This is a genomic window from Bacillus sp. Medicinal_06, assembly GCF_056711665.1.
In genome coordinates this window covers 367231-392847 of the sequence record NZ_JBWYHD010000003.1, presented here as the reverse complement: position 1 = coordinate 392847, position 25617 = coordinate 367231, and the positions used below count along the sequence as shown (strand labels likewise).

At 36.1% G+C, this 25617-nt stretch carries 24 protein-coding genes and 5 pseudogenes; 22 read left to right on the top strand and 7 right to left on the bottom strand.

Features of this window, described 5'->3' with window-relative positions; translation table 11 throughout:
* Positions 1-90: 90 nt before the first annotated feature.
* The 9 genes and pseudogenes from AC1M36_RS09075 to AC1M36_RS09035 all read left to right on the top strand — a co-directional run.
* Positions 91-375: pseudogene (locus tag AC1M36_RS09075) on the top strand (FtsK/SpoIIIE N-terminal domain-containing protein); the annotation flags it as partial.
* Positions 367-4596 (top strand): annotated as a pseudogene (gene essC, locus AC1M36_RS09070) (type VII secretion protein EssC); the annotation flags it as partial. The pseudogenes AC1M36_RS09075 and essC, both read left to right, overlap by 9 nt.
* Positions 4593-5417 (top strand): DUF3952 domain-containing protein, encoded by an 825-nt coding sequence (locus AC1M36_RS09065; RefSeq protein ID WP_431613215.1) that lies wholly within the window; start codon positions 4593-4595, stop codon positions 5415-5417. The pseudogene essC and the gene AC1M36_RS09065, both read left to right, overlap by 4 nt.
* A gap of 23 nt (positions 5418-5440) precedes the next feature.
* Positions 5441-6910: a lipase family protein gene (locus tag AC1M36_RS09060; protein ID WP_336453648.1), complete on the top strand. Its 1470-nt coding sequence runs from the start codon at positions 5441-5443 to the stop codon at positions 6908-6910.
* A gap of 38 nt (positions 6911-6948) precedes the next feature.
* Entirely contained in the window at positions 6949-7209 is a 261-nt protein-coding gene (locus AC1M36_RS09055; RefSeq protein ID WP_336453647.1) for a hypothetical protein, read from the top strand.
* Between the two features lies 1 nt (position 7210).
* Positions 7211-7555, top strand: a complete 345-nt coding sequence (locus tag AC1M36_RS09050) for a DUF4176 domain-containing protein (protein WP_336453646.1) — start codon at positions 7211-7213, stop codon at positions 7553-7555.
* A gap of 137 nt (positions 7556-7692) precedes the next feature.
* Positions 7693-8678, top strand: a pseudogene (locus tag AC1M36_RS09045) (hypothetical protein).
* Between the two features lie 380 nt (positions 8679-9058).
* Positions 9059-9886, top strand: coding sequence for a DUF3952 domain-containing protein (locus AC1M36_RS09040; protein ID WP_336453645.1), 828 nt, complete (start codon positions 9059-9061; stop codon positions 9884-9886).
* Positions 9887-9911: 25 nt separating this feature from the next.
* A complete protein-coding gene (locus AC1M36_RS09035; RefSeq protein WP_420792372.1) occupies positions 9912-10727 on the top strand; it encodes a DUF3952 domain-containing protein in 816 nt (271 codons plus the stop codon).
* A gap of 198 nt (positions 10728-10925) precedes the next feature.
* Here AC1M36_RS09035 and AC1M36_RS09030 read toward each other — a convergent pair.
* Positions 10926-11129 (bottom strand): annotated as a pseudogene (locus AC1M36_RS09030) (GNAT family N-acetyltransferase); the annotation flags it as partial.
* Positions 11130-11353: 224 nt separating this feature from the next.
* Here AC1M36_RS09030 and AC1M36_RS09025 point away from each other — a divergent pair.
* The 9 genes from AC1M36_RS09025 to AC1M36_RS08985 all read left to right on the top strand — a co-directional run bounded on the left by AC1M36_RS09025 (position 11354) and on the right by AC1M36_RS08985 (position 19091).
* Positions 11354-12058, top strand: a complete 705-nt coding sequence (locus tag AC1M36_RS09025) for a Rha family transcriptional regulator (RefSeq protein WP_479845779.1) — start codon at positions 11354-11356, stop codon at positions 12056-12058.
* A gap of 1902 nt (positions 12059-13960) precedes the next feature.
* A complete protein-coding gene (locus tag AC1M36_RS09020; RefSeq protein ID WP_479845778.1) occupies positions 13961-14848 on the top strand; it encodes a MarR family transcriptional regulator in 888 nt (295 codons plus the stop codon).
* 99 nt (positions 14849-14947) lie between these two features.
* The gene (locus tag AC1M36_RS09015) at positions 14948-15175 is read left to right on the top strand and encodes a hypothetical protein (RefSeq protein ID WP_479845777.1); all 228 of its coding nucleotides are present in this window, start codon (positions 14948-14950) and stop codon (positions 15173-15175) included.
* A gap of 405 nt (positions 15176-15580) precedes the next feature.
* On the top strand, positions 15581-15781 hold the full coding sequence (locus tag AC1M36_RS09010; protein WP_479845776.1) for a hypothetical protein: 201 nt from the start codon (positions 15581-15583) through the stop codon (positions 15779-15781).
* 203 nt (positions 15782-15984) lie between these two features.
* Positions 15985-16887, top strand: a complete 903-nt coding sequence (locus AC1M36_RS09005) for a phage major capsid protein (protein ID WP_479845775.1) — start codon at positions 15985-15987, stop codon at positions 16885-16887.
* A gap of 60 nt (positions 16888-16947) precedes the next feature.
* Positions 16948-17604 carry a hypothetical protein gene (locus tag AC1M36_RS09000; RefSeq protein ID WP_479845774.1) on the top strand — a complete coding sequence of 219 codons (657 nt, stop codon included), beginning with the start codon at positions 16948-16950 and terminating at the stop codon, positions 17602-17604.
* 24 nt (positions 17605-17628) lie between these two features.
* Entirely contained in the window at positions 17629-18066 is a 438-nt protein-coding gene (locus tag AC1M36_RS08995) for a hypothetical protein (protein ID WP_479845773.1), read from the top strand.
* A complete protein-coding gene (locus AC1M36_RS08990) occupies positions 18063-18317 on the top strand; it encodes a hypothetical protein (RefSeq protein WP_479845772.1) in 255 nt (84 codons plus the stop codon). Before AC1M36_RS08995 ends, AC1M36_RS08990 begins: the two co-directional genes overlap by 4 nt.
* Positions 18318-18752: 435 nt before the next feature.
* The gene (locus AC1M36_RS08985) at positions 18753-19091 is read left to right on the top strand and encodes a hypothetical protein (RefSeq protein ID WP_479845771.1); all 339 of its coding nucleotides are present in this window, start codon (positions 18753-18755) and stop codon (positions 19089-19091) included.
* Between the two features lie 117 nt (positions 19092-19208).
* Here the strand turns inward: AC1M36_RS08985 and AC1M36_RS08980 are convergent, their stop codons facing one another.
* The 5 genes and pseudogenes from AC1M36_RS08980 to AC1M36_RS08960 all read right to left on the bottom strand — a co-directional run.
* Positions 19209-19430, bottom strand: a complete 222-nt coding sequence (locus AC1M36_RS08980) for a hypothetical protein (RefSeq protein ID WP_479845770.1) — start codon at positions 19428-19430, stop codon at positions 19209-19211.
* A gap of 301 nt (positions 19431-19731) precedes the next feature.
* Complete coding sequence (locus tag AC1M36_RS08975; RefSeq protein ID WP_479845769.1) at positions 19732-19920, bottom strand: hypothetical protein; 189 nt, start codon at positions 19918-19920, stop codon at positions 19732-19734.
* Between the two features lie 388 nt (positions 19921-20308).
* On the bottom strand, positions 20309-21091 hold the full coding sequence (locus tag AC1M36_RS08970; protein WP_479845768.1) for a helix-turn-helix domain-containing protein: 783 nt from the start codon (positions 21089-21091) through the stop codon (positions 20309-20311).
* Positions 21092-21247: 156 nt separating this feature from the next.
* Positions 21248-22165 (bottom strand): tyrosine-type recombinase/integrase, encoded by a 918-nt coding sequence (locus AC1M36_RS08965; RefSeq protein WP_479845767.1) that lies wholly within the window; start codon positions 22163-22165, stop codon positions 21248-21250.
* A 145-nt stretch (positions 22166-22310) separates the two neighbouring features.
* Positions 22311-22961 (bottom strand): annotated as a pseudogene (locus AC1M36_RS08960) (GNAT family N-acetyltransferase); the annotation flags it as partial.
* A gap of 133 nt (positions 22962-23094) precedes the next feature.
* On the opposite strand from AC1M36_RS08960, the gene ytfJ reads away from it, so the two are divergent.
* The 4 genes from ytfJ (at position 23095) to AC1M36_RS08940 (ending at position 25111) form a co-directional block, all read left to right on the top strand.
* Entirely contained in the window at positions 23095-23520 is a 426-nt protein-coding gene (ytfJ, locus tag AC1M36_RS08955) for a GerW family sporulation protein (RefSeq protein ID WP_336453643.1), read from the top strand.
* A 160-nt stretch (positions 23521-23680) separates the two neighbouring features.
* A complete protein-coding gene (locus tag AC1M36_RS08950) occupies positions 23681-24457 on the top strand; it encodes an oxalate:formate antiporter (protein WP_174102119.1) in 777 nt (258 codons plus the stop codon).
* A 51-nt stretch (positions 24458-24508) separates the two neighbouring features.
* The gene (locus tag AC1M36_RS08945) at positions 24509-24829 is read left to right on the top strand and encodes a hypothetical protein (protein WP_336453642.1); all 321 of its coding nucleotides are present in this window, start codon (positions 24509-24511) and stop codon (positions 24827-24829) included.
* A gap of 69 nt (positions 24830-24898) precedes the next feature.
* Positions 24899-25111 (top strand): hypothetical protein, encoded by a 213-nt coding sequence (locus tag AC1M36_RS08940; protein ID WP_018783022.1) that lies wholly within the window; start codon positions 24899-24901, stop codon positions 25109-25111.
* A 26-nt stretch (positions 25112-25137) separates the two neighbouring features.
* Here AC1M36_RS08940 and AC1M36_RS08935 read toward each other — a convergent pair whose 3' ends face one another.
* Positions 25138-25476 (bottom strand): permease, encoded by a 339-nt coding sequence (locus AC1M36_RS08935; protein ID WP_336453641.1) that lies wholly within the window; start codon positions 25474-25476, stop codon positions 25138-25140.
* Positions 25477-25617: the final 141 nt, after the last annotated feature.

Sequence of the window (25617 nt, the reverse complement as noted above, 5' to 3'; positions counted from 1 at the left end):
CAACAAGAAAAGATAGGGAGTACGTATACATCCAACCTACGTATGTAAACTCCTTATAGATAGAGCGAACAAAAGGAGAAGTGGAGAAGTATGGAGCAGCTACTTGCACTAAGTTACGGCAATCGGTTACATAAATGCCGCTTGCATCCAACTGAACGGCCTACAGTGACGATTGGGAAAGAATGGTCAAATCATATTACTGATTTTGATTTAGAGGAATCATTAGTACTGAATTGGGATAATGAATTGGCTGCTTGGAAAATAGAAGAGAAAACTCTTTATTTTAATAAAGCAAATACGATTCAATTAAAAAATGGCAAAACAATGCGTATTTGGATTGCAACGGTAGAAGAAATGATTGTATATGATACATCAGGAAAACTTTCCATAGCAGTTAGTACAAATGACTATGATGACATAACAATTCAAGATACTGCTACAGATATTTTGTTTATTCGTGAAACTTTAAGTGAGCCCTTTAAAATAAACGTGTATGAAGGGAATGTGTTTCATAATTATTCTAAGTTAGAAGAGGCAGCTGAATTAGAAACGGGCGATCACTTATATTTTGATGGCATAACAATTCAAATGGGAAATGAAGATGTGCAAATATTCGGAGTGAAGAATCGGGTGAATTCCCAATTACCTAGTCTACTAGAAGCGGATAACTTATATCATGATGAGTATCCAGATTATCATCGTTCACCACGAATTATTTATCGTGAACCAGTTGAAAAAATGAAAATTGCAAGACCTTCCAGCAAACCAACAAAACCGACTGAACAATTAGCGAGAATTATTGCTCCATCTCTCGTAATGATTGCGGTAACTGTATTGTTATCTATATTCCAGTCATACGGCTTATTCATTTTTGCATCGCTAGCAATGACGATTGTGACTGTTGTTGTTTCGATCACATCGTACATAAAAAACTTAAAGCAATACAAAATTGATATTGCCGAGCGAGATAAGAGTTATAGGGAATACTTAGTACAAAAAACAAAGGATCTGTATGCTGAAAGTGAGAAACAACGTCATGCACTTCATTATCATTATCCAGACGTTATAGAAATTCGACAAATGGCGATAGAAGTGAATCCTCGTATATACGAAAAAACGATCATGCACCACGATTTCTTAACATACCGAGCAGGAAAAGGAAATGCGGATTCTAGTTTTGAAATTGAGTTTAATGAAGAAGAATTTAGTCAATTTAAAGATGAACTCACTGCAATGGCACGTGAGTTAAGGCAGCAATATCTTTCTTTAGCAGACGTTCCAGTTGTAACAGATTTAATGAATGGACCAGTTGGCTATATTGGACAACGTTCGTTAGTACTAGAACAATTACAACTATTAGTGATGCAAACCGCTTTATTCCATAGTTATTATGACTTACAGTTTATTACTGTTTTTCCTGAAGAGGAGAAGAAAAAGTGGGATTGGATGCGCTGGCTCCCGCATGCAAGTGTAAGAGATATTAATGTGCGCGGTTTTGTATACCATGACCGAAGTCGAGACCAAGTACTGAATAGCTTATATCAAATATTAAAAGAACGAAAACTGAAAGTAGATGAAAAAAGCAATTCAAGTGAAAAAATACATTTTTCACCGCATTATGTTGTCCTTATAACGGACGAAAAACTCATCTTAGATCACGTTGTAATGGAATTCTTTAATGAGGATCCAACTGATTTAGGTGTATCGCTTGTGTTCGTTCAAGATGTGATGCAAAGCTTACCAGAGCATGTGAAGACAGTTGTAGATATAAGAGACTCGAAAAAAGGAAATATTATTTTAGAACAAGGAGAACTTGTTAATCGTCAGTTCGTACCAGATCATTTTCCGGAAGGATTTAACTTAGAAGATGTGTCACGCGCACTTGCACCACTCAATCATTTACAAAATTTAAAAAATAGTATTCCAGAAAGTGTTACATTCTTAGAAATGTACGGCGTCGAAAAAGTGAATGAGCTAAATATTACAAGCCGCTGGGCAAAAAATGCCGCTCATAAATCATTAGCTGTTCCTCTTGGTCTTCGTGGTAAAGAGGACATTGTAAATTTAAACTTACATGAAAAAGCACACGGACCACACGGGTTAATCGCTGGTACAACAGGTTCTGGTAAGTCGGAGATTATTCAGTCATATATCCTATCTCTTGCAGTCAATTTCCATCCGTATGAAGTTGCCTTTCTATTAATTGACTATAAGGGTGGGGGTATGGCGAACTTATTTAGAAATCTGCCACACTTATTAGGAACGATTACGAACTTAGATGGTGCGCAAAGTATGCGTGCACTTGCTTCAATTAAAGCAGAATTACAAAAACGCCAACGCTTATTTGGCGAAAATAATGTGAATCATATTAACCAATACCAAAAGCTATACAAAGAAGGCGCTGTAACAGAACCAATGCCGCATCTATTCTTAATTAGTGATGAGTTCGCGGAGCTGAAGGCAGAACAGCCAGACTTTATGAAAGAATTAGTTTCCACAGCGCGTATTGGTCGTTCTCTTGGTATTCATTTAATACTCGCTACGCAAAAGCCAAGCGGGGTTGTCGATGACCAAATTTGGAGTAACTCGAAATTTAAACTAGCGCTTAAAGTGCAAAACACGTCAGACAGTAATGAAATATTAAAAACACCTGATGCAGCAGAAATTACACTGCCAGGACGAGCATACTTACAGGTCGGAAATAATGAAATCTATGAATTATTCCAATCTGCATGGAGCGGTGCTGATTACGTAGAAGATAAGGACGATCAAGATCGTCTTGATACAACCATTTATGCGATCAACGACTTAGGTCAATATGAAATCTTAAGTGAAGACTTAAGTGGACTTGGAAATAACAAAGAAGTTGCAACCGTACCAAGCGAACTGGATGCAGTTATCGATTATATTCATGATTACGCAGAAGATAGACAAATCGAAGCACTCGCAAGACCGTGGTTACCACCGCTTCCAGAAAAAATATTCCTGCAAGACTTACACCCAGTTCACTTTAAAGAAGCATGGAATGAAGCGAAGAAACCATTGCAAGCAACAGTTGGTTTACTAGACCAACCTGAATTACAGTCACAAACACCATTAACATTAGACATAAGTAAAGATGGACACGTTGCCGTCTTCTCAAGTCCAGGTTACGGTAAATCAACATTCTTACAATCTGTCATTATGGATGTAGCGCGTCAAAATAGTCCGGAGCATTTGCATGTGTATTTAGTAGACCTTGGTACGAATGGTCTCTTACCATTAAAAGGACTGCCACATGTTGCGGATACGATTACGATTGACGAGGCAGAAAAGTGCTTAAAATTAGTTGAAAGATTAACGCAAGAGATGAAACAACGTAAACGTATGTTAAGTGAATATGACGTCGCAAGCATAGAAATGTATGAGAAAGCTAGCGGTAAAAAAATGCCGAATATCATCGTTGCAATCGATAATTACGATGCAGTGAAAGAAGCTAAATTTTATGAGGAATTTGAAATGCTGATTATGCAAATCGTCCGAGAAGGTGCTAGCCTAGGAATTCATACCTTAATTAGTGCGGGACGACAAAATGCACTGCGTATTCAACTATACAACAACATTAAACTGCAAACATGTCTATATATGATTGACCAAAGTGAAATCTCAGGCATTGTAGGTCGATCTGATTTGAAAGTAGAAGAAATGGCAGGACGAGCAATTATAAAACTAGATTCACCGACATTATTCCAGTCGGCATTACCAACAAAAGCAGAAGACGAATTAGAGCAAATTCAATTACTCCAACAAGAAGCAAGTGAAATGGATCAAGAATGGGATGGAGAACGTCCGAAGGCAATTCCAATGATGCCAGAAGTTATTGACCTTCTAACATATCGTAAAAACAAGGACGTTACCAAAGCATTACAAGCAGGACAAGTTCCACTGGGTCTTGATTTCACAAATGTAGAAGTTGTTGCGCATGATATTGCGATTAACGATCATTTAATGATCTACAGCGTAGATGATAGTATGAGAAAACAAATCGTATCAAGTATACTTTCTCAAATGAATAAAGAATATTTTGAGAGTGTAACATTAGTAGATACAGCCGAGTATAGCTTCGTTCAATATAAAGACAATGTGACACATTACATCGTAGAAGAAAATGAAGTAAACGTTCATGTGAAATACTGGATGGAAGTGATTCGCGAACGATCTCTTGAACTATCACAAGCAAGACAAGAAGGAAGAGAAATACCAGTATTTACAAAACAACTTATCATCATGACAAACGTTGAAGAATTTAGTAGACTTGTTTACCTAGAAACGGACGACGCAACAACTTTAATAGATCTATCTCGTACAGTTGGTATTTACTTTGTCCTAGCAGGCCATCATGACTATGTAGATCGAAACCGAGATGCCTTACCGATGAAAATGAGAAGTAAACTAACAGCAGGCATCATCGCCATGCCATTAAACGACCAAAGTATCTTTAATATCAAATATATAAGTAACGAAGCACCTTTAGGAAAAGACGAAGTCTATTACTACCAAAAAGGAAGCATTATGAAACTTAAAATGCCAAGAGTAACGAACGAGGTGACCGTATGAAAATGAAAAAGAAAGCTAAGGTGATGATTGTTATGACGATAGTTGCGAGTTTATTTAGTGGGTGTGGTTTTGGGGAAACGAAAATAGACTACGAGAAATTTGTAAAAGCGTTGGATGAAGGCGATATGAAGACGGTTATGTCTGCGAGTGATGATGGATATGCGAGTGTAGAAGAACAAATCATACACTCCATTATAGAAGAAAAAGAAGATGGAGAATATAGAAGAACTATATATCAAACTACGGATGGTATATACAATACGAATGATAAGAGTTTATATGGAACTACAACACAAGAAATAGCTGATAAAACAACTAATAATAAAAATAAGGAGAACGATAGTTATAAATCAGAAGAAAAATATAATACCTATATTATTTATAACAATGATCAAGCGCAAAGTTTGAATCCAAGCTTAGACGTTTCTTCGATTAAGCTAGTTATAGATAATTTAGAAGGAATAGGGAAATTAAAGCCAGATAAAGATACAAAGGGGTTTGACGAACCAAACAGTATTGGTATCGGATTAACAGAAGTGCAATTTAAAGACATGATAAATGATAAATTAAAACTACAATATGATAAATTTCAAGATGCATCGATTGTTATAGATTTTAATTCTGCCAAAGACAGAAAAGAAAAAACGATGCGAATAAGTGAAATTACGATATCAATAACGTACGATAAAAGGAATGAGGAAGGCAAGATGTTGAAACATATTCAACAAATAGCAGTTAGATTTAATGGTAAAGAAGAAAACACTAAAAATGCTAAAAAAGAATATTTAAATTATAAAAAACAATATTACGATAACAAATAAAGTAAGGGGAGGTATGGTGAAATATGTCGAACAAGTTGAAAATATCCTCTGATTTAGGAAAGTTAGAGTTGGCTGGTGATGATATTTATAAATTTAATGCAAGAGAAAAGCCTTATAATAAACCTTATAATGAAAACAAAATTCAATTAGAGGATAAATTTAATGCTACACTCATAGACTTTGAAGACGATAAAATTACTGGATTCGGAGCTTATGCACTTAAAGATAATAATACAGGTGACATTACAATAGTATATGTAGGAACACAGCCAAAGCAAACATACTTTGGTATTGGAGCGATTGACTCTCCTGATGTCTGGGCAGATGCGTCAATTGGACTTAATAATTTGTTTAATACAGACTACCCCGTTAGGCAGTACGATATGGGGGGAGATTTTTATGAAAGAATTAAGAGAAATCATGGAAAAAATAATAATATAACGTTAATAGGACATTCGTTGGGTGGAGGCATAGCAAATACAGTTGCATTAAGAAATCAAAAGGATAATATTCCTGTATTAACTTTAAACCCTGCACCTGTATTGAATACGGATGTTGCCAAATACGGTGACGGTTCCAATATGAAGAATAACCTCAGTATTGTAAATGAGAATGACCCTTTGTATGGTGGCATAAAAGTTGCAGATTTTGTTATCCCTGGAAGGGTGTATATGATGCTGAATGGGGAAGGACATTCTTTTGTTGAGAACGGTGAATATTATGATGAAAATAAAGATTTACGTTTAAACAAGCTTAAAGCTGGGAATAGTACGGGGCCGGATTGGACTCCTGCTTTTTTTGAGATGTCAGGATCAGCAGGAAATTTGTATAAGGGGCTTGCTGGGAAAAAAAATCTTAGTGCAAAGGAAGAAGCTATAGTAGATATAGTGGTAAATGGTACGCCAGTTGGTGCACTAATATTTGCACTAACGACTGCGGGAGACTTTAGTCAAATAGCTAATAAATTCGAAAGTATAAAGTCAACAGCTACAACAGAAGCTATCAAATTTAGTATAACAGCTACGATAGAAATTAAGAGTGCAGTAGATACAGCTGTAGATTGGATTGAGACGACACTCGCTAAAGGTAAAGAAAAGGTATTAGAAGTACTAGAGAGTGTATTTAATGCAGCTGTAGATTTTTTAGCTGGACGCATCGTGGTGTATCTAGTGGCAACTGAAATTTTAGAGATTGCCAAAGAAGTAGCAGGTTCTTATGTGCAGGATTTACTAGATATGTTTAAAGGTGATTTTACAATAGATACAAATGTTACTGCAATTGCAGCAGAGCACATTTTAACTCATCGCCACTCATTGCTTCATCTCTTTATGAATGATGGTAGTAGAGGAATAAACCGTTCATTATTAGGTGAAATCTCAAAAGATGTAAAAGAGCTCTCAAAAGATTTGAAACAATTGAATGAAGATGTTTCAGAAGCAGTGTTTTCTATGATGGCAAAAGATGAAGAATTAGGTGCGGTTGCATATTATTAAAAATTGATATTGATAGAATGGAAGAAGGGGTAATAAATATGGATTTACATATGATAATGAATAAAGTTCATAGTACATTTCCAGATAACGGTGGACGAGATCAAATTATGAACGTAGTAATGCAACTTGAAAAAGCAGCATCAGCTTTAACGAGTGATATTAGAAGATTGGAAAGTAGTATCGATAGCAACTTGCAAGGAAAAACACGTGATGCCTTTATTGATCGGATTCGTCAACTAGAAAAAATGAGACAAAAAATAGAAGAGAAAATCGTAGTATTAAAAGGGACGGTTAATTAATATGAAAGATTATATGGAAAAAGTATTACCTTTAGGTAGTGTAGTGAGAGTAAGCTTCGCGGAAGAAGATGCAGATTATGTAATCACTACAAGAGGTGTTTTGTTAGATGATGAGACGTTCTATGATTATGGAGGAGTACTACATCCAGTCGGTTTGACAGGAGAAACATATAAACTATTTAATCACTCTGAAATTGTAGAAGTGAAGTTTGAAGGGTATCGAAATAAAATTGAAGGTCAATTTGCGGTTAAATTTAAAATATGGCGGAATGAGTTTGTAGAAAAAGTAATAGAGAAAAATAAAAGGGAGCAAAAAGATCAAGCGATAGAAACGCAAGAGCAATAATAAATAAGAAGGAAATAAGCTTTCCTCTTCCTGTATGGAAAGAGGGGAGCTTATTTTGATTGTGGGAAAAGATGGCTTTGAATTTGCTACACAACTAGGAATTATTTCTTACGTAAGGAAGGGGTATTAGGGGTTATATGAAAAGAATGAAAAATGTAATGTGGTTAGTGGTATGTTTCTTATTTTTGAGTGGTTGTAATTATGAAAATGAAGACCAGGTAAAAAAATACATAAAAGAAAAACATGGAATCGATGTTGTTGTAACAGATTGGGACGGTATACATGAAGGGAATATGGGACATACATATCATACTGTTCAAGCAAAAACAACAAAAATATGCAATTTCGAGTAGAGGTAGATGGCTTCTTCTATTCAACAATAAAAGGAGATGAATACCAATACGGAAAAAATACATATGAGGAATATAAGAAATTTAAACCAATTTTAAAAGAAATTAAAAAATTAGGTTACGAGGAATTTGAAAAAGAAAGTGTTCTTCAGTATATAGTTGATTATGAAGAAAAACCAACTGATGAGTTGTTACTAACTTTAAAAACGAGTAACAAGATTAATTATAGTCAATTTGAATCAGCAGAATTAGATTGTTTATATGCTCTATTTCAACTCATTCAGAAGAGTAATAAAAAGATTACAGAACTTGAAATTAAAGATCATAATGGTGAATATATAGGTCTCCCTTTTGAAAATGTACAAAAAGTTATAACGAAGGAAGAACTGCTACTAACAATGAAAAACACTTTAAGAAGTTATTGGACATATTTGATTCAAACTCAAACAAAAGTAGGAGATCGATTAAAGGAAGTTCAAAACGACCGTTTTGTATTTGAAGGTATTACTTGTTCACATCCGAAAGATGGGGAGTGTCCGGAGTATGAGGTGACTTTAGTTATTATGGACCAATATAAAAATAATCCCGATTTTTTTACCGAGGATATGACAAAGGTGACCACTATCCTTAAAGAGGAACTATATAATAAAGAATTTACTATCTTTTTAACCAACAAGGATAGAACAAGGGGGACATCCTGGTTATCATCAGAAGAAATCAAAAAAAGTAATAGCATCGAAGAATTTATAAAAGAACGGTATCCTAAGGAATAAACCTAAAGCACTTTTTACGTTTATTATTTGGTGTGAAAGCATGATATAAGTTCGTAAAATGAATCATTTGTATTAAAAGTGTAAGAGCATGTTTTAATCGTTTTTTCCAAATATGCTCTTTCTTTTTATGCACTTGCTAAGATCAATAACAATAAGTGAAGTAGGTATATTATTATTCTGTAGATGATGGTAGACTTCAATTTGAAAATGAGAAGTAAACTAACAGTGGATATCATCACTATACCATTAAACGACCAAAGTGTTTTCAATATTAAATACGTAAGTAACAAAACATCTTTAGGAAAAGACGAAGTGTATGACTACTAAAAAGGAAACAGTATGAAACTCAAAATGCCAAGAGTAACGAAAGAGGTGACAGTATGAAAAAGAAAGCTAAGGTGCTGATGCTTATGGCGATCGTTGGAAGTTTACTTAGTGGGTGTAGCTTTTTTGAAACGAAAATTAAATATGAACCATTTGTAAAAGCGTTGGATGAAGGGGATATGAAAACGGTCATGTCTGCGAGTGATGATGGATATGCTCATTTAGAAGAACGAGTGATACATAGTACATTTGAAGAAAAAGAAGATGGCATACACGAAAAAAATGTATATCAAACTACTGATGGAGTATATAACACGAAAGGGAAAAACTTATATGGTAGTACAACGCAAACAGTAATTACAGAAATTGATACAAGAAAAGAAAAGGATAAAATTAAAAACTATAAAAAAGAAAAAATATATAGTACAAATATTAAATATGAAAACGGCCAAGTACAAAGTACAAATCTGAGCTTAGATGTTTCTCAAGTGAAGCTTCTTATGGATCGTCTTCATGGAGTAGGGAAACTAAAGATGAAACCGGGTGATGATAAAAAAGGATTTGATGAACCCAATTCAGTAGGATATGACTTAACTGAAGCGGAATTTCAACAAATGATAAATGATACGTTGAAGCTACAATATGATGAATATGGTGGTGCGTCAATTGTATTTAATTTCGATGCTGCAAAAGATTCGAAAAAAAATCCAATGGAGCTATCAGAGATGAGCGTCTATGTAAACTATAAGAAAAAGAATGAAGAGGGAAAAGTAGTTACATATATGTTGCAAATTAATACATATTTTGCTGGGGGAAAATATAATAATCAAAGTGCATTAAAAGACTATAAAAATTATAAAAAGCAGTATGAAAATAATAGATAATTGTGGATATTACATGGGGGATAAAATGAGAAAGTTAATGAAATTAACAATTAAGATGTTGACTTTAGTTGTAATCCTTGGTGGATGCGGTATGGGGGAAACAAAAATAGAGTATGAAAGATTGGTAAAGGCCTTAGATGAAGGAGATATGAAAACGGTCATGTCTGCGAGTGATGATGGGTATGCGCATGTAGAAGAACAAAGTATACAATCTGTTATGGAGGAAGAAGGGGATGGCACTCATACTAAAAGGCTATATCAATCAACAGATGGAATATACTTTTTGAAAGAAAGAAATATATACGGTACTACAAAGCAAACTACAACAGAGGTAATAGAGAATGCTAATAAAACGCATAAAGGTGATGATAAAAAAGACGAAGTATATAGGACGAATTTCATGTATAAGAATGGACAAGTACAAAGCACAAATCAAAATCTTGATGTTTTACCGGTTAAATTCATTATAGATCGTTTACAAGGAATTGGAAAATTGAATCCAGAAGATGATAGACAAGGATTTGATGAACCGAGTAGAATTTCGTACAGTTTAACAGAATCGCAGTTTCAACAAATTATTAATGATAAATTACATTTACAATATGATAAATTTGGTACAGCTTCAATTGTTATTTATTTTAACCGGGCTAAGGATTTAAAAGAAAAACCTATGGAAATAGATGAATTAAAGATATCCGTGGATTACGAGAAAAAGAATGACCAGGGAAAGATGGTAACACATATTCAACAAATATTAGTAGGGTTTGATAATAAAGAAGAAAATACTCGAAATGCAAAAAAATATCTAGAATATAAAAATCAATTCAATAGTACTAAATAATTAGAAAAGAGTTAAGGTTAATTATGGAGCGTTATAATCCATCTTCCGACGAAGGAAAATTACAATTAGTAGCGAAAGATATTTATGGTTTTAATGAAATTAAAAGTTAAAGACGGAACTGTATCGAGGGGAACTGTTAGTGCCCTAGCAAAACAGGAGCCCCCATCTCAATTTCTTGTAGAGGTAGATGATATTTCATCACCGATACATCGTCCACGTCCCAATATCCTTAAATCCTAACCACTTATAAATCCGTCCGGCAGCTGGATTGTTATAAAATAAGCAAAGTGTTCTTCCTTCTTGAGTAAAATCCTGAATCATTTTTTGTAAGATGAGCGAAGCATATCCTTTGCCGCGATAATCTGGATGCGTACATACTCCAACGACCATTCCAGATAAGGTGAAAACTGATGAGTTAAAGCTTGGAAGGTTAACTGTGAGGTGATTAAATCTAGAAGACTACTTATTTTAGCATTTATTAAGAGTAATTATAAGGTGGTTATATTCCACAGTCAAGCTCTTGAGTCAGGGTTCTCAAGTTTGGTACTAATTAGTGTTCTAGCTAGGCTGCCTCGGTAATACCTTGGTATGATTTAAGTAATATAAATACTAAGGGGGAATATTGAATGATAAATCAATTGAGTGTAGTTCATCAACAAAATGTATTAGGACAAGAATTTAAAGTTTACGGAACTGTGGAAGAACCGTTGTTTCTTGCTAAAGATGTCGCTGATTGGATCGAATACGACGGAAGAACAGGGCAATTATTAAGAACAGTAGATGAAGAGGAAAAGCTGATGAATACAATATATGCATCAGGTCAAAACCGTGATATGTGGTTCCTAACTGAGGATGGTATCTACGAAGTACTAATGCAGTCTCGCAAGCCAATTGCCAAGGCATTCAAAAAGGAAGTAAAGAAGATTCTCAAACAGATTCGCCTAACAGGTGGTACTGTACAAGAAGACCGTGAGGCTGAATTTATCGAGAATTACTTCCCTAGCTTCTCAGAGGATGTAAAGAAAATGATGGTGCTGGACTTACGAGAGCTTTACCTAGATAGCTTAGAAGTTGCAGAAATGACTGGGAAGTTACACAAAAACTTAATAAGAGATATTGATAGTTACATGAGTGTTTTAGGTCAAAGCTCAACTTTGAGCCCTGATAGTTTTTTCGTGGAATCTAGCTATACAGCAGGTACAGGTAAATCTTACAAGTGCTATCTCCTAACTCGTAAAGGTTGCGACATGGTAGCAAACAAGATGACTGGAGAGAAAGGTATTCTCTTTACAGCGACTTATGTAACTCGTTTTGAGGAGATGGAGAACTAGCGAGGAGGACTAAATAGGTAAAACCCCCACCTCGATGGGGTCAATTCTCCTGCATATGAATTTCGAATAGTAAACCTAATTGACCTATCAGTTACCCCTAGAGGGGATTAGTTCAAAGAAGAGAAATGAAAAGTAGTAAAGAATGCATCCACTCTGCAAATTAAACAGATTGGTTTATCACAGAGGACGGTTTCTACTTAGTATAATTTCACGTACAGTAATGTAAGTATTTACCCACTAAACTACCCCTAGAGGGTATCCCCTCACCTGCTTACCTAGTAGTTATGGTAATAGTAGGTATAATGTATAAAAAGAAACTACTTATAACGTTGATATACCGCATCTAGTTAGGTGAACTATGAATAAACACACACAGAATATACACGAATATTCACCTGTCTTGCATAACCTCTACATGCAGTGTTTTATACATAGAACCTACGGAGCTGGGACTCCCTAGTTATACCAATGGATTGCACCTCGTAGGATACCTTCTACTTACTTTTAACTAGTTTACATAATAAAGGTTATCACAAGTAACTATATTAGTTACACCTTGTTAGTTGCCAGCTCGTAAGGTCTATGTATTAACTTATACATACGAGATAGGATACTCTATAGTATCACTTACGAGAATGCTGTGTAAGGTGTTCTGGTGAGGCAGTAACTTAATAGTGCTCTGTAGGATAAGGACACTTAGAAGGTAATCTGAACAGTCTCAGCTATATGTGCGTGCCTCCAATAGCCCTTCTCGGTGGATCATGTATCTTCTTCCTTACCGAGGTGGAGACTTCTTGTCCCTGCCTATCTGTATCTATACTTCCTGATATTATAACAGAGGGGCATACGAATATATTCGGTAGCAAACATACAAAGAAATTATACCTCCCAAAGTCGAGTTCAGTAGAATCAGCTCCCTCACGAGGTAAGGCCATATCGACCGTTCTCACTAGTTATACCTACAAAGGTAGTAAACAATGCTTACACCCTTGGAGCTGGAACCCAATTAGTCTCCTTCTTTAAGAATGACACTAAATAGCGCGTTCTCACTAGGCATACCCATGAGACAAAACCAATTAGTTTAAAATATAAAATTTATTCTCTGGAAGTCGGGCTCATAAGGTATTTGAAATATGATTACCTATGAGATGGACAAATAGAGAATTCCTACCTAGTAACCTTCCGATGAATCGGAGAGAGAAAGCTAGGTAATAAACTAAGAGATTCCCAGCTCGTAAAAAAGAAATAAAAATAACTTACGAGACGGATACGAATTAGGATTACCTCTATAGAATATACTCTTCGGTGAAACCGAAAGATAAATCCATAGAGTATAAACTAATTAATCCTACCTCATATAGGTATTAAGGTTTTAAATAATTAAAAACAAAAAGAACTATATGAGATGGACAAATAGAGAATTCCTATCAGGTTGCAATCTTCTCGTAAACGAGATAGGTAATACTTGATAGTAAACTATATAGATCACCGTCTCAGGTTTTTGTATTTATTGTTTTGAGAAGAATGAACTCTAGGAGTTGCCGCTAAAGGGTAGCTCCTTTTGTTGTGCCTAGAGATAGAAATCTAAATAGTTTCTTTTTTTATAGTTATATTGCCGAGATAGCCTAGTTAGTTTCTATAAGATAGAAGAAGGGTTCTCGCGCTAAAATAGGCTCTATCCCTTGTGGCTCTAAGGTTGAAGTCACTTTGAATCGGGAAGTTTTTTTTACACTTTTGGGATAATCGGGAAGTTTTTTTACACTTTTTATTGTGAACACTATTAGAGCAATCACTACATGTAGATTTTTTCTGAAAAATATATACTATATGTTGAATATCTATTGAAATTTAGCCTATTTTATGGTAAAATATAGGGGTACAAACAAACGAGGAGGGGAATGAATGAAGTTAACAACAGAGGAAATAAAAAGTATGACTGTAGAGGAAATAATCGAGTTAGGGTATGACTTTAGAAGCCCAGCTCAACAGGAAGCTTATAGCAAATATTTGGACAAGCAACGCAGTAAAGACATGACTCATCACAGTAGACTTATTAAGGAAAGATATGAAACTATTAAGGAAAACCTAACATTGCAACAACATGGCTTACTCCTATATTTAGCAACCTGTATGAGGTTTGGCGAGGATGGAAAGTTATTTACTGATAGAGGAAAACGTGTAAGCGTAAAAGAGTTAGCACGCCACTTAGACAAGACTACAAGGCAAGTAAATAGTATCCTATCTGAGTTGGAAGCTAATGGAGTTATTCAACGAGTGACTGAAGGGAAGACGACCTACGTAGATATGACTGATGCGGTTTACATTTGTGGCAAACTCGAGGGAGAATACAAGACAGTAAAACTATTTAAAGCACATCTACACGAGAAAGCAAGGGACTTATCATTGAGTGCTTTAGGATTGTTTGCTCTATTGCTGACTCATATGAACTGGAAAACAAACCTTATAGTAGAGAATCCTGATGAGCCGGACACAAGAAAGCTTGTGCTATTGAAGCGGTCTCACTTAGTTGATTTACTAGGGTTGTCTAAACCAACTGTTAATAAGCTCATGGGAGAATTAAACCGAGCTAGGCTAATTGTAGAGGTTAAAACTATAACGGATGCTATCTGCCTAGATCCTAAAGCTGTAAGTAGACAAGCTAAGAAGATAACTTTCGAGGAGCTTCTTGATAACATTGAGGAAGCTTCTCTTTCTGTAATGAGTTTTAAGAAGGCAAACAAAAAAGGCTGTACCTTTGCAGAGGCACAACCAACTAGTTTAATTGTATAAGTTTATGTAACTGGGTAGGCACTACCAATGCCTACCTCTATATTATCAAATAACTATTGAGAATACAAGTGATTTTTGATAAACCGAGGAGGAAACTCAATGAGCATTTACTCAAAAGAAACAATTCTAGAAATATTAGCTGAATTGAAATACTTTAATAAGCAGATCACAGAGGTAGGATTATCTAGAGATCGAACTCAATTGCTTGTGGCTATCGAGTCTGAATTTGGTTCTCTCGATAATGCACTATCTCAAGTTGCACCAATAAAAATACAACCAAGGAAGATGACCAAAAGGGAGAATATTTATACTTGGCTGGCTCACTGAGAGCCGGCTTTTTTTGTGTTCTATTTTAGAGTGCGTTAAAACGTCGCTCACTAAAGTACCACCTTTAATTTATTTGTAACAAAAATGTAATCTTAATAGAAAAGTGCCTTGAGAGGCGTGGTTGTCAGTTTTTACTTTTAGTAAGACTACACAGTGCCCGTATCTATATATATGAAGGGGTAATTTTGAGAGTTTTTAAAATGGTTGTCCTTTGAGATAGATACTAAGTAATATGCCATGACAGGAGCTGGGGAGCTCTCGAGCGATTACTATATCATCTCAGATTAAATACACATGACCTCCTGAGGGTTAACCTACATGGTTACAGCCATTACTGTGTAGGTACTTTTTTTACTAATAAGGTTCGTAGATTAACGAACATGATTATATAGGGGGATGATTCAAGTGAACAAACAAATGAATGAACAAGTGAGAAAAGAACTGAATAGTTACCAAGAGAAGCACGGCACTCCATTGGTGTTCATTGCTACAAGAGTGGGACTCTCACAGTCTGTAATGACTAGATGGAAACACCATAAATTCGACTTCAGTTTACAAACATTGAGACGTATCCAACAATTTATCGGTACTCGTGAACAGGACTAGACAATTGTTTGATGGAGGCAGTAAGCCTTTGAGTCTAACAAATTAGGGTGCTGAAATCCAATAGGATGGAGCCGAAATAGTTGATTCGAAGGTTTACTACTTCTATTGAATAAACAAAGGTTGGTTTCTCACCTTGCTTCAAAGCTAAAGTAGGACAAATAATTTGTAGCTCCCTATAGGTTGAGCACACAGGAGGATATAATATGGCAGATTTAACTTTGGGACAACACCCATTATTGAAAAAGGAATTTGTAGATCGCCGAATCAAAGACTTAGCAGGAAAGAAAATGATTGCTGATCTACTAATGACGAAGACTAGTGTAGATGCTCTATCAGTTAAATACTTTAAGGATGCAGATGCAGATGAGTTCGGCCGCTACTCCTATGAGGAAGTACCAGAAGTAGCAGAAAGCTCTGGGTTCAAACGTGTTGGAATTAGCGAGAAAGCTAAGTTAGCTTTGATCCGTAAATATGGTTTGGAGGCGGCTATCTCATTTGAACAACAACGTTGGGGAGCTGACAGTTACTTCGAGCGAGTATTTAACAAGCTTGCCAACTCAGTTGCTAACATGGTGAACTCGATGACGTATGAACGCATTCTAAACGATGCAGGTATCAATCAGCGTACTAAAACAGGTACTGGTACAGATGTCTACTGGAGTAATGTAACTGCTGGTCAATCAGCTAAGGGACAAACTACGAATGGTGCTATTGCTATCCGTAATGACTTATCAACTGCTCAAGTTGAAGCTAGTAAGTTTGGTTACACACTAGACACGATGGTTGTATCTCCTGCTACTTTTGGAATCATCTCTAATAATAGTGATGCATCCCCTGAGTACGTTAATCAAGATTTAAAACAATTTAGTGGCTACCGTGGTGCATTCTTAGGCTTAGACTTAATTGTGGACGAGTCTTTCTCTGATGATAATGTCCTATTAGTACAACGTGGAATTATTGGAGATATTGCTGATGCAGTTCCGTTCTCTACTAGTCAGTATAACCAAGATGAGGATTTAACTACTATCTTGCGTGCTCTACGCTTCACTGAAGCTTACGTAACAGATCCTAAAGGTGTCTACCTATTAAAGAATATTGTAGGGTAGTAGAACTATAGGGATGCCTTCTGGGTGTCCCTTTTTATTTAAACTAGTGAGGTGAATTATATGAAGATTAATAGATTTAATGAGACAGGTGAATTACTAAGCACATTCTCCGAAGATGGCGATCTCATAAAGGATGCCGAGTTGTTCACGGTAGGCACACATAGAGGTCGTAACTATACAAGCAAGGATTTGCTTACTTTGGTTAGCTCATTTGTACCAGAGGAGCAGATCCCTGTCCAGCTTGACCACAGTGAGAGTGTTAAAGACACGGTAGGATACCTTGAAGAGGTAAGTGTAGCAGGCAATAAACTGATGGGAAAGATTCGTATCATCGAGGAGACTGTCAAGAAACGTGTTGCTAAAGGATTAGCCAAGAAGATATCCATCTCATTCTATGCAGACGAGAAAGGCAATCCTACAAAGATTAGAGAAGTGAGTCTCGTAGCATTTCCACAAGTTAAGACTGCTCAGTTGTTTGCAGAGGAATCTGAGCTAGTTAAACTTCAGGAGTTTGCTGATCAGTTAACAAAAAAGGTTGATGAGTTGCGGGATAAGATGTCCTCTCATACAGACTTTAAAGCTGAAACTGATGAGCTGGTTCAAGTAGATGAATACAACGAGTATCTATACAAGCAAGGCTTAAAAGCACGTCCTCGTGAGGATACACCTTTTGAGCGTGAATATCAGCAGTATGTTGCTAGTTTAGGAATCAAATAAACATAACTAAGGAGGTAGATTAATATGGCTAGACCACATAATTGTAATGGAGGGCCACGCACTCCAGAAGGTAAAGCGAAAGCTATGCAGAACCTAACTCCCGGGAATAAAATCCACGGAATCTACTCCAAGAACTTCCGTGAAGAGTGGACTCAAGAGGAAAAGGACTTCTACAATAACACCCTAGCATGGTATCAGGAAAACTACGACTTAGAGCCAGCCGATGAAATAGCACTAGATCGTTTTCTTGTTAACTCTATTAAAGCTATGAGAGCAGATTCAGTTGGCATGGACTATGCAATTAAGCAAAAGGTTTCCCTTCGTAGCTTTGAAGAGGTAGCAATCCGACAAGCTGAGACTTTAGGAATCAACAGGAAGTATCGCCTCTCTCGTGGTAATGCAGAGAATCCTACAAATATGAACCTGTCAGCATTTTTTGACTTTGGAGGTGAAGACGAATGAAGTATATGAGATTAAACGTACAATATACGTTTCATTCCTCAGATACAATCTACAAGCAAACACACCACTTTAAAGATAAAACTATTGAGGACCTCGAGCAAGCGCATTTCCCTTTAGTTGACATGCTATCCAATCTCGTTAATATTCAAAACATCAAAGGTGAAATCATTAACGAGATGGAGTACCTAGCAGGGCTAGCTGAGGAGGAAGCTCATTTGCGTTTCCTTCAATTGGAAACTGTATCAGATTAATAACTAAGGAGTGATGCAATATCAATATGTATCTAGTGGAAGTTGTATACTCACGAGGTGGTCGAGTTCACCTAGCTCATCACGTAGCTGATCTGGACGAAACGAACGAGCAGCAACTTATGAAATTGTACACTGATAGATATACGAATGCATTTAGATACACCATAGATGGTAAACTCCTAGGAATAAACATTGAAGCTGGCTCCTCGTGAGCTGGCTATTTTGTGTACATACTAGAAAAAGGTTGAATTCATCGAGAATTACTTCCCTAGTTTCTCGGCTATCGAGGTGAAGTTCCTTGGTTTGAACGAGTTTTTTCTATTGAATATTAGTACAGTATTACCCTAGTAGACCAATCGTAAAAAAATGACTATAAGGTTATTTCTTTTCTTTTTAGACTACTCTATAATCGTTTGTGAATGGAGGTGATTTAAAGTGATTCCTGTGTTGGAATATAAAAATTCAACAGGTAATACTCTAGAGATTAAATTTGTTTTAGGTTTAATGAACTTTGTTATCACAGACAAGATAGGAAGGTTTGTTCACTGCGAATTTTCAGGAAATCGAGCTCGTGAGTTTGTAAGAATCTTAAGTAGCAACGAACGCACTGAGGTGTTAGATAACGGTGACGACCTAATGTGTTTCCAGCCCTTCAATAATGGAGGAGGTTTTGGCATAAATATAGATTCAAAGAAGAGGTCTCAAAGTTTTGTAATAGATCAGCAGCAAACCGAGGAGTTAATTGATTGGTGTCAAAAGATACATAAGTTTTAGGTTGATGCTGTTAAATTTCAATTACTGCAATGGTTAATCTGAGGAGGAAAACAAAAGAGCTGACTCGGGGAACCAGCTCGGTAGTATTACTCTGATAGTAGTTTGTTACTTCTTAAGTTAAAAACTCTCCTCAGTTAATTCATTCAGGTTAAAACTAAGAGTTTTAGAGATTGTACCAGCTCGTAGGATAACCACATATGTAAGGCCTAGTTGAAATGTATCCACTTTACAAGTTTTATTAGTAATACGAGATAGTGAGTCTTGGAAGGTTGACACTAACGTATCAATCTCCTCCATAATCATATCCATTTTAGTTGGTTGAATAGTGTTTGTTGTCATAAATAATCTCTCCCTTAGTTTTATTTGTTTACACGAGATAGGTGATGCTTACAGGTGTACAATCATGAGTGAAACAACGTAACCGACTACGTAGAGTAAGCTTATACTTCCGCCAGCTACCAAGGATGATTTAACCCAACTTTTGAGTTTCAACTTATTCGCCTCCTGTGAGGTCGAACCTTTACAGCTATTCCTGCTCATGATACGATAGGGAGGAAAGAGCCTTTTAGGTTCGACTGAATTGCGTAGCCTTGTTCGGTGTACTCGCCAAAGTACAATCACCGAGCAGGGCTATTTGTGTTTACTTATCCAATATAGATTTACCTTCATTGATGCGCTCAAAAGCTAGATCTACTAATTCCTTACGCTTATTCTGTGGTAGTAACTTGAGAGCACTAAACAGTTTGTAGAATCTTTGAGCCTCTTCAATGCTATCCAGCGAGTAGGTGTTCATAATCTTGGTGAAATATCTGAGTTGTTTCTCCTGCATGTGTTCACCTCCTTGCTTATGAACTCATCATAACATGGTATAAATAAGTTGCGCAACCCTTTTGTTTAACTTTTTGGGTTTGTTTTCTTTAGTGAGGAAACATCACTCAAGTTTACCTTGAGCAGGGATAATTCCATAGACACCTCTAATAAGCTTATACACACGATATTGGCTAGATAGGTGCAAATGTATATGTTACCTAAGTAGAACCTCGTACAAGTCAATCTGAGAAGTCGTTCTCGATTGCGTACCTGATTAGTTACCACCCTTGGCATACAATCGAGTATTAACAATATGAGCCAGCTCAGTAGATCACACGATGTAGGACAACGACCAGTTGCTAGAGATTATTACTTACCAGTAACAACAATGTGTAGTTCTCATCAGGTTAACCTTGTAGGAAATCAAATAGCTTACACTTAAGCTTTCTTTGCTCAACAGACATCATCTTTGCAAGGACGCCAAACAGGTAACCCTTGAAGTCTTTTCTAATCTTGTTCATCTTCAGAGCAAATACAGATTGTTTAAACGCTGAGATAGCGAGCTCGGTTGTATCAGCTAAATCAGGTGCATACTTGCTTGCAGCCAATTTAACTTTACCCCACATAGTATAGATTTCCCTAGCTGTGCCAAAGAAAGGGGATACTGTTTTGATAAATTCCATCGGTACACATGAGCTAGCCAAATAAGATGAATCTAACTCATCAATACTAACAGGTGCGCTATTACGTATCTTTAATTCTTTAGAGCTTTTAGCTTTAAATGTAATGGCTTCGTTTTCGTGAGATGGCTCCTCAGGTTGCTCAGGAGTAGGCTCGGCAGCTTCCTTACAAGATGCCAGATCATGGTGACTCTCGAAAGGATTAATTACACAAATGAACGCTGAGTAGCCACCCCTAACAGGTTTAAACTGCTCAATACGAGTAATGATACCTAATTCACTGAAACGCTTGAGGGCACGCTGGATAGTACGTTTAGAGTATCCTGTTAGATCCGCTAACGTGTTATTCTTTAAATATGAAACTCCAACGAACTTACATGAGTAGTTTGATAACTTTAAAAGTATTACTCGTTCGCTTTCCTTTAAATCATATTCTCTTAGAGTAAGATCAATAGTTTTGTCCATCTCAGCAACAGAATTAAATGATTGATATTTTCGTAGTTCCTTCATTACATATATTCCTCCTACATGAGAAGGAACACCTCTTGAGCTAGTACCAATGGCATGATACAATAGCAAATAAGGAAGCTCCTTCTGAGTTTCTTTATTGGTTGCAAGAGAGTCCTGTGTGGTCGCCAAACTACAAGCAGGGCTCTTTTGTTTTGTCTAAATATCTAAATTGTTCAAAGGGTTGTACTTGTCGTTAGTCTCCTTGAGAGAGTCACTCCAAATGTGTATGTACCTTTCAGTCATCTTTATAGAAGAATGTCTCATGAGTCGGCTCACAGAGTAAGCATCTACTCCGTTTCTCAGCAGTTTGCTGCAATAGTAGTGCCTACAAGTGTGCGCACTCACTCGTACACCTTTGAAACTCATTATCCTAGCTAGTCTAGTGAATACAAGCTTTACAGCGTTAGGAGTAAGCGGTTTACCTTTTTGGTCTGTAAACACATGAGTAGGTAACTCGTTAAACTGTCTCTCTAGGTAAATACGATATTCGCATAGTTCCTTCACGAGCTTGTCACTAAGAGGTTGACTCTGTTGTTTCTTCAATTTTCCATAGAAAACAACTGAATAGTTGACCAAATCGCAATCACTCCATTTAGTGTTGAGCATCTCACCAAGCCTAGCTCCAGTACCGAGGAGGAAGACTAACATAGTGTAATTGCGATAACTCCAAAACTGTTTGTCCCTCTTTTGCCTCCTGTAGTACCTCAACATCATCCTCACTTGTTCATCTGTAAAGACTTCTATTTTTGAATCAGATTTATTCTGAGTCAGCCTCCTAGTTGGGTTATTTCTCTCTAGGATGATCTCCTCATCTATAAGGAAATTAAAGAAACTCTTAAGATGTTGTAGCTTGGTGTTAACTGTGAGTACTGCATTGTTGCGTTCTCGTTGGCAGTACATGAGATAGGACTTGATAGTTCTTTCTTTTATATCCTCGGTGTCTATAAGCTCCCTGTCAGAACAAAACAGTTGAAACTCATTGAGTGTATCCCCATAAGCTTTAATTGTGCGAGGTGCTAAATTATTGAACTCCTTCTCGTCCAAATATTCCTTAATGGCAAACTTAATCAGCATAGTTATTCCTCCTTTGTTTAAACACAAAAGGAGACCACCTAATCAGCCTTATTGGTTTCCAATAAAGTGAAAATAGGTAGTCTCCTCTAATGAGATAGTTTCTGTTAGTGACAACCACAGTTTTAACTCTTGAGTTATCCCTCTCAAGCCTTGTCGTTCCTTTGCCGCGATAATCTGGATGCGTACATACTCCAACGACCATTCCAGATAAGGAATTTTCAGCTGATGTGGAAGCGGAAGCAACGATTTCTCCTTTCTTTTCAATGTAGTACGTACGTCCTGTATTTGTTTCAAGTGATTGCCTTAAAATTTTTTCTGATTGTTCTGTGTGAGGGAATTCTTCAATGTTATTTCGAAGTTTCATAATTCGCTTAACATCATCTATGGTTGCTAGTTGAATTGTTGTATGAAGCTTTGTTGTTGGTAGTGCAGTATCATCTTTACATTCGCAAAAGTACATTTTATTTTTTGTGCCCAGATATATACCATGTATATCTTCAATTTTTTCTACAATGTCTGATTTACCAGAGATTTTCAGTGGCTTGTGAGGTGAAAGAATTACCTTATAGTCAGTAATTGAAAAATCATCTTTTCCATATGGAATAAATGAATCATGAAAGCGCAGTAATACGGATTGTAACGCTCCATTCTCTTCAAATTGCCCCCATAACTCTTGAAAATCTGCATCGTAACCAAAGGCTTCTATATCGCCGATTATGAATAGGTTAATGGCTGCTTCCTCGGATAAAAATGTCAGTACTTGTTCATGATCATCCTTTGTTAATTTTCGTATCATTAATATCCCCTTCTTTATTTTGTTTTTTCTAAATATTATTACTTATTGTTTTTGAAATCAATATAAAATTTTATGTTTAGTTCACAAGGTTTCGGAAAAACTAGGAAAGATATGACAAAGGAGGTTATGAACGGTGGATCATCCAATTCAAGGATTAATGAAAGCAGCAATGGAAAATTTAAAGGAAATGGTCGATGTAAATACGATTGTTGGAGAGCCTGTTCAAACGGCTGACGGTGGTGTAGTGTTAACTGTTTCCAAAGTAGCGTTTGGATTTGGAGCAGGAGGATCGGATTTTCAAACAAATGATGGTCTGAAAGCGCAAGGCAATCCAGCATTTGGCGGTGGTAGTGCAGGTGGTGTTTCAATTACGCCAGTAGCTTTTCTTGTAGTAAATAAAGACGGAGTGAATATTCTTCATTTACAAAATGCAACGCACCTAGCTGAAAAAGTGATTGAGTTAGCTCCACAAACGATTGATAAGATTCAATCTATTTTTCAAAAAAATGCAAAGCAGAATGAAACCCATCCCCCGCAAAATCCAGATGAAATCGCGTAAAAAAGCCTGTTTTTTAACAGGCTTTTTTTCTTGTAATCAGTATGTAATAAAACTCATGAAATTGTAAATAGTTTTTGAAGTTTTTTCTATGTTTCTAAAATTTTTCATGTTAAAATATGCTATAGAATTGAAACATATAAAACGAAGGTGGCTAGGTGCTTTGTCTGGAGGATCTGACCAAGTAAAGAATATGATATATATTAATGGTAATCGTCGGGGTCATTGTTTTATTACATCTGGAATTACATTTGAAGAGTTTGCAAGTAATATCCCTTCACCGCTTCATCAAGTATTGCTTTTAAAACATAATTTTGAGTGGACTGATTTTCACTATCATACTTTATTCGAATATGTTGAAGAAGAAAACATACATAAATTAATGAAAGCAGAGATTGATGAATTTGATGAATTTTGTTGGGTGGATTTTGATGATGCAAGCGATTTAGATGAATTAGAGCCAAAGGAAATTGCAGAATTGTTATATTTGGCTCACAAAAAAGAACCACTTGGGAGAGCGTTTTTCCCATTATTGAAAAATAGATTTGTCTACTTTTCACATGATGACGGCTGGTACAACAAAGTGTATTACCGTAGAATTGCTGATTTTGTAGGAATGCTTAGCAAAGTAATTCCGTACAAACTCGGTTCATTTGGAAAAAAACGATTTTCTTTCTTTCAAAAATCAAAAATATTCCCAGCAATTTCAAAAGAAGTGATTCTTGGGCTTGTTCCATTAATGGAAGATGGTCTGTACATTGATTTGGCAGGGAAAATTGAATCAAGAAGAGGTTTAGAGATTCCTGTATATGTAGTTGGTTCGTATGAAAGTACGGATGAAGTACTAGACAACGTAGAGGAATTAAAAGAAGCTGCAACCGAGACGGGCTGGCTTATTTTTGATAAGAAAGAACAAGAGTGGCAATGGGTTGTCGACTAAGAGAACTTGACGATTTAGGTCAAGTTTTCTTGTTTTTTGAAAGGAGAAAAAATGAAGAAATATTATACAGCAGTAGGTATTGTGAGCATTATTCTTGTTGCAGTACTACTTTTAACTTGTCCGAAAGAAGCTGATTTCAGGTCTTATTTAGAGGACAAGCATGCATTGATTTGTAATCAAGATAGCTTTGAATGTACACAAAATGTAGATGAGAAAGAACAAAAAATGAAGTTTGTAAGTACGGATACACGAAACGGTGTATTTTTTATAACAGTGAAACAAACTTTTGAAACAGAAGCTGGTAAAAAGAAAGAGTATAGCGGAGTAGGTATGTTTGGTACATTTCTTTTTGTTAAGGAAAAGACTTTCTAATGATAGAAGGTCTTTTTTTTATGCGTATGTTCATATAGATGAAGTAAGACAAGCATAGGAGGGATAAGAATGAAAAAAATATGTGTAGTTTGTGGCGGAGAGGAATTCTTTTCATCTACATTATATGCACGTACGAAACAAGACTGGGCATACGCCCCAAATATGTATCGTTTTGAAAAGGTATTCATTGAACAACGGGATGAAGAAAACTATCCAGTGTTTCAAGAAATTACAGCCAAACATTGCTGCGGATGCGGACATATTATGTTGTATCATGAGTGAACACACCAAGTAATACTTGGTGTGTTTTATAATGCTGATAAAGCAAGTGGATACAATAACGTAAATAAAACAGAAAAACTACCAAATCCAATAGCTGTATATCCAAGTGTTTTTGCTCCAAAATTAACAGCCAATAAGCCAATTAAGATGGAAAGGGAACCGAGGGTGACTGGATAAAAGGCAATTGAGAATAAAGAAAGAAATAGTGCTACATAACCGATAAGTGTACCAGTGTTTGTACCTTCTATTTCATGTGCAATTTCTTTACGTCTATGTTTAACCGGAAGATGTCCTGGCGTGATTTCAGCTGCATATTCTTCGTTTTTTTCACCACTTTTAAAATGATGTGTTCGCTTTTTAGGCATGTACATCTCTCTCTTTCAATTGGGTGTATCTTTATTATCTTTCATAAAGAAGAGAACATGAGTATGAGTTATATCCAAGTAAAGCAAAATTTGGAGAATGCATAAGTCTGTTGCTATCTTATCCATCTCTCCACGAGAATA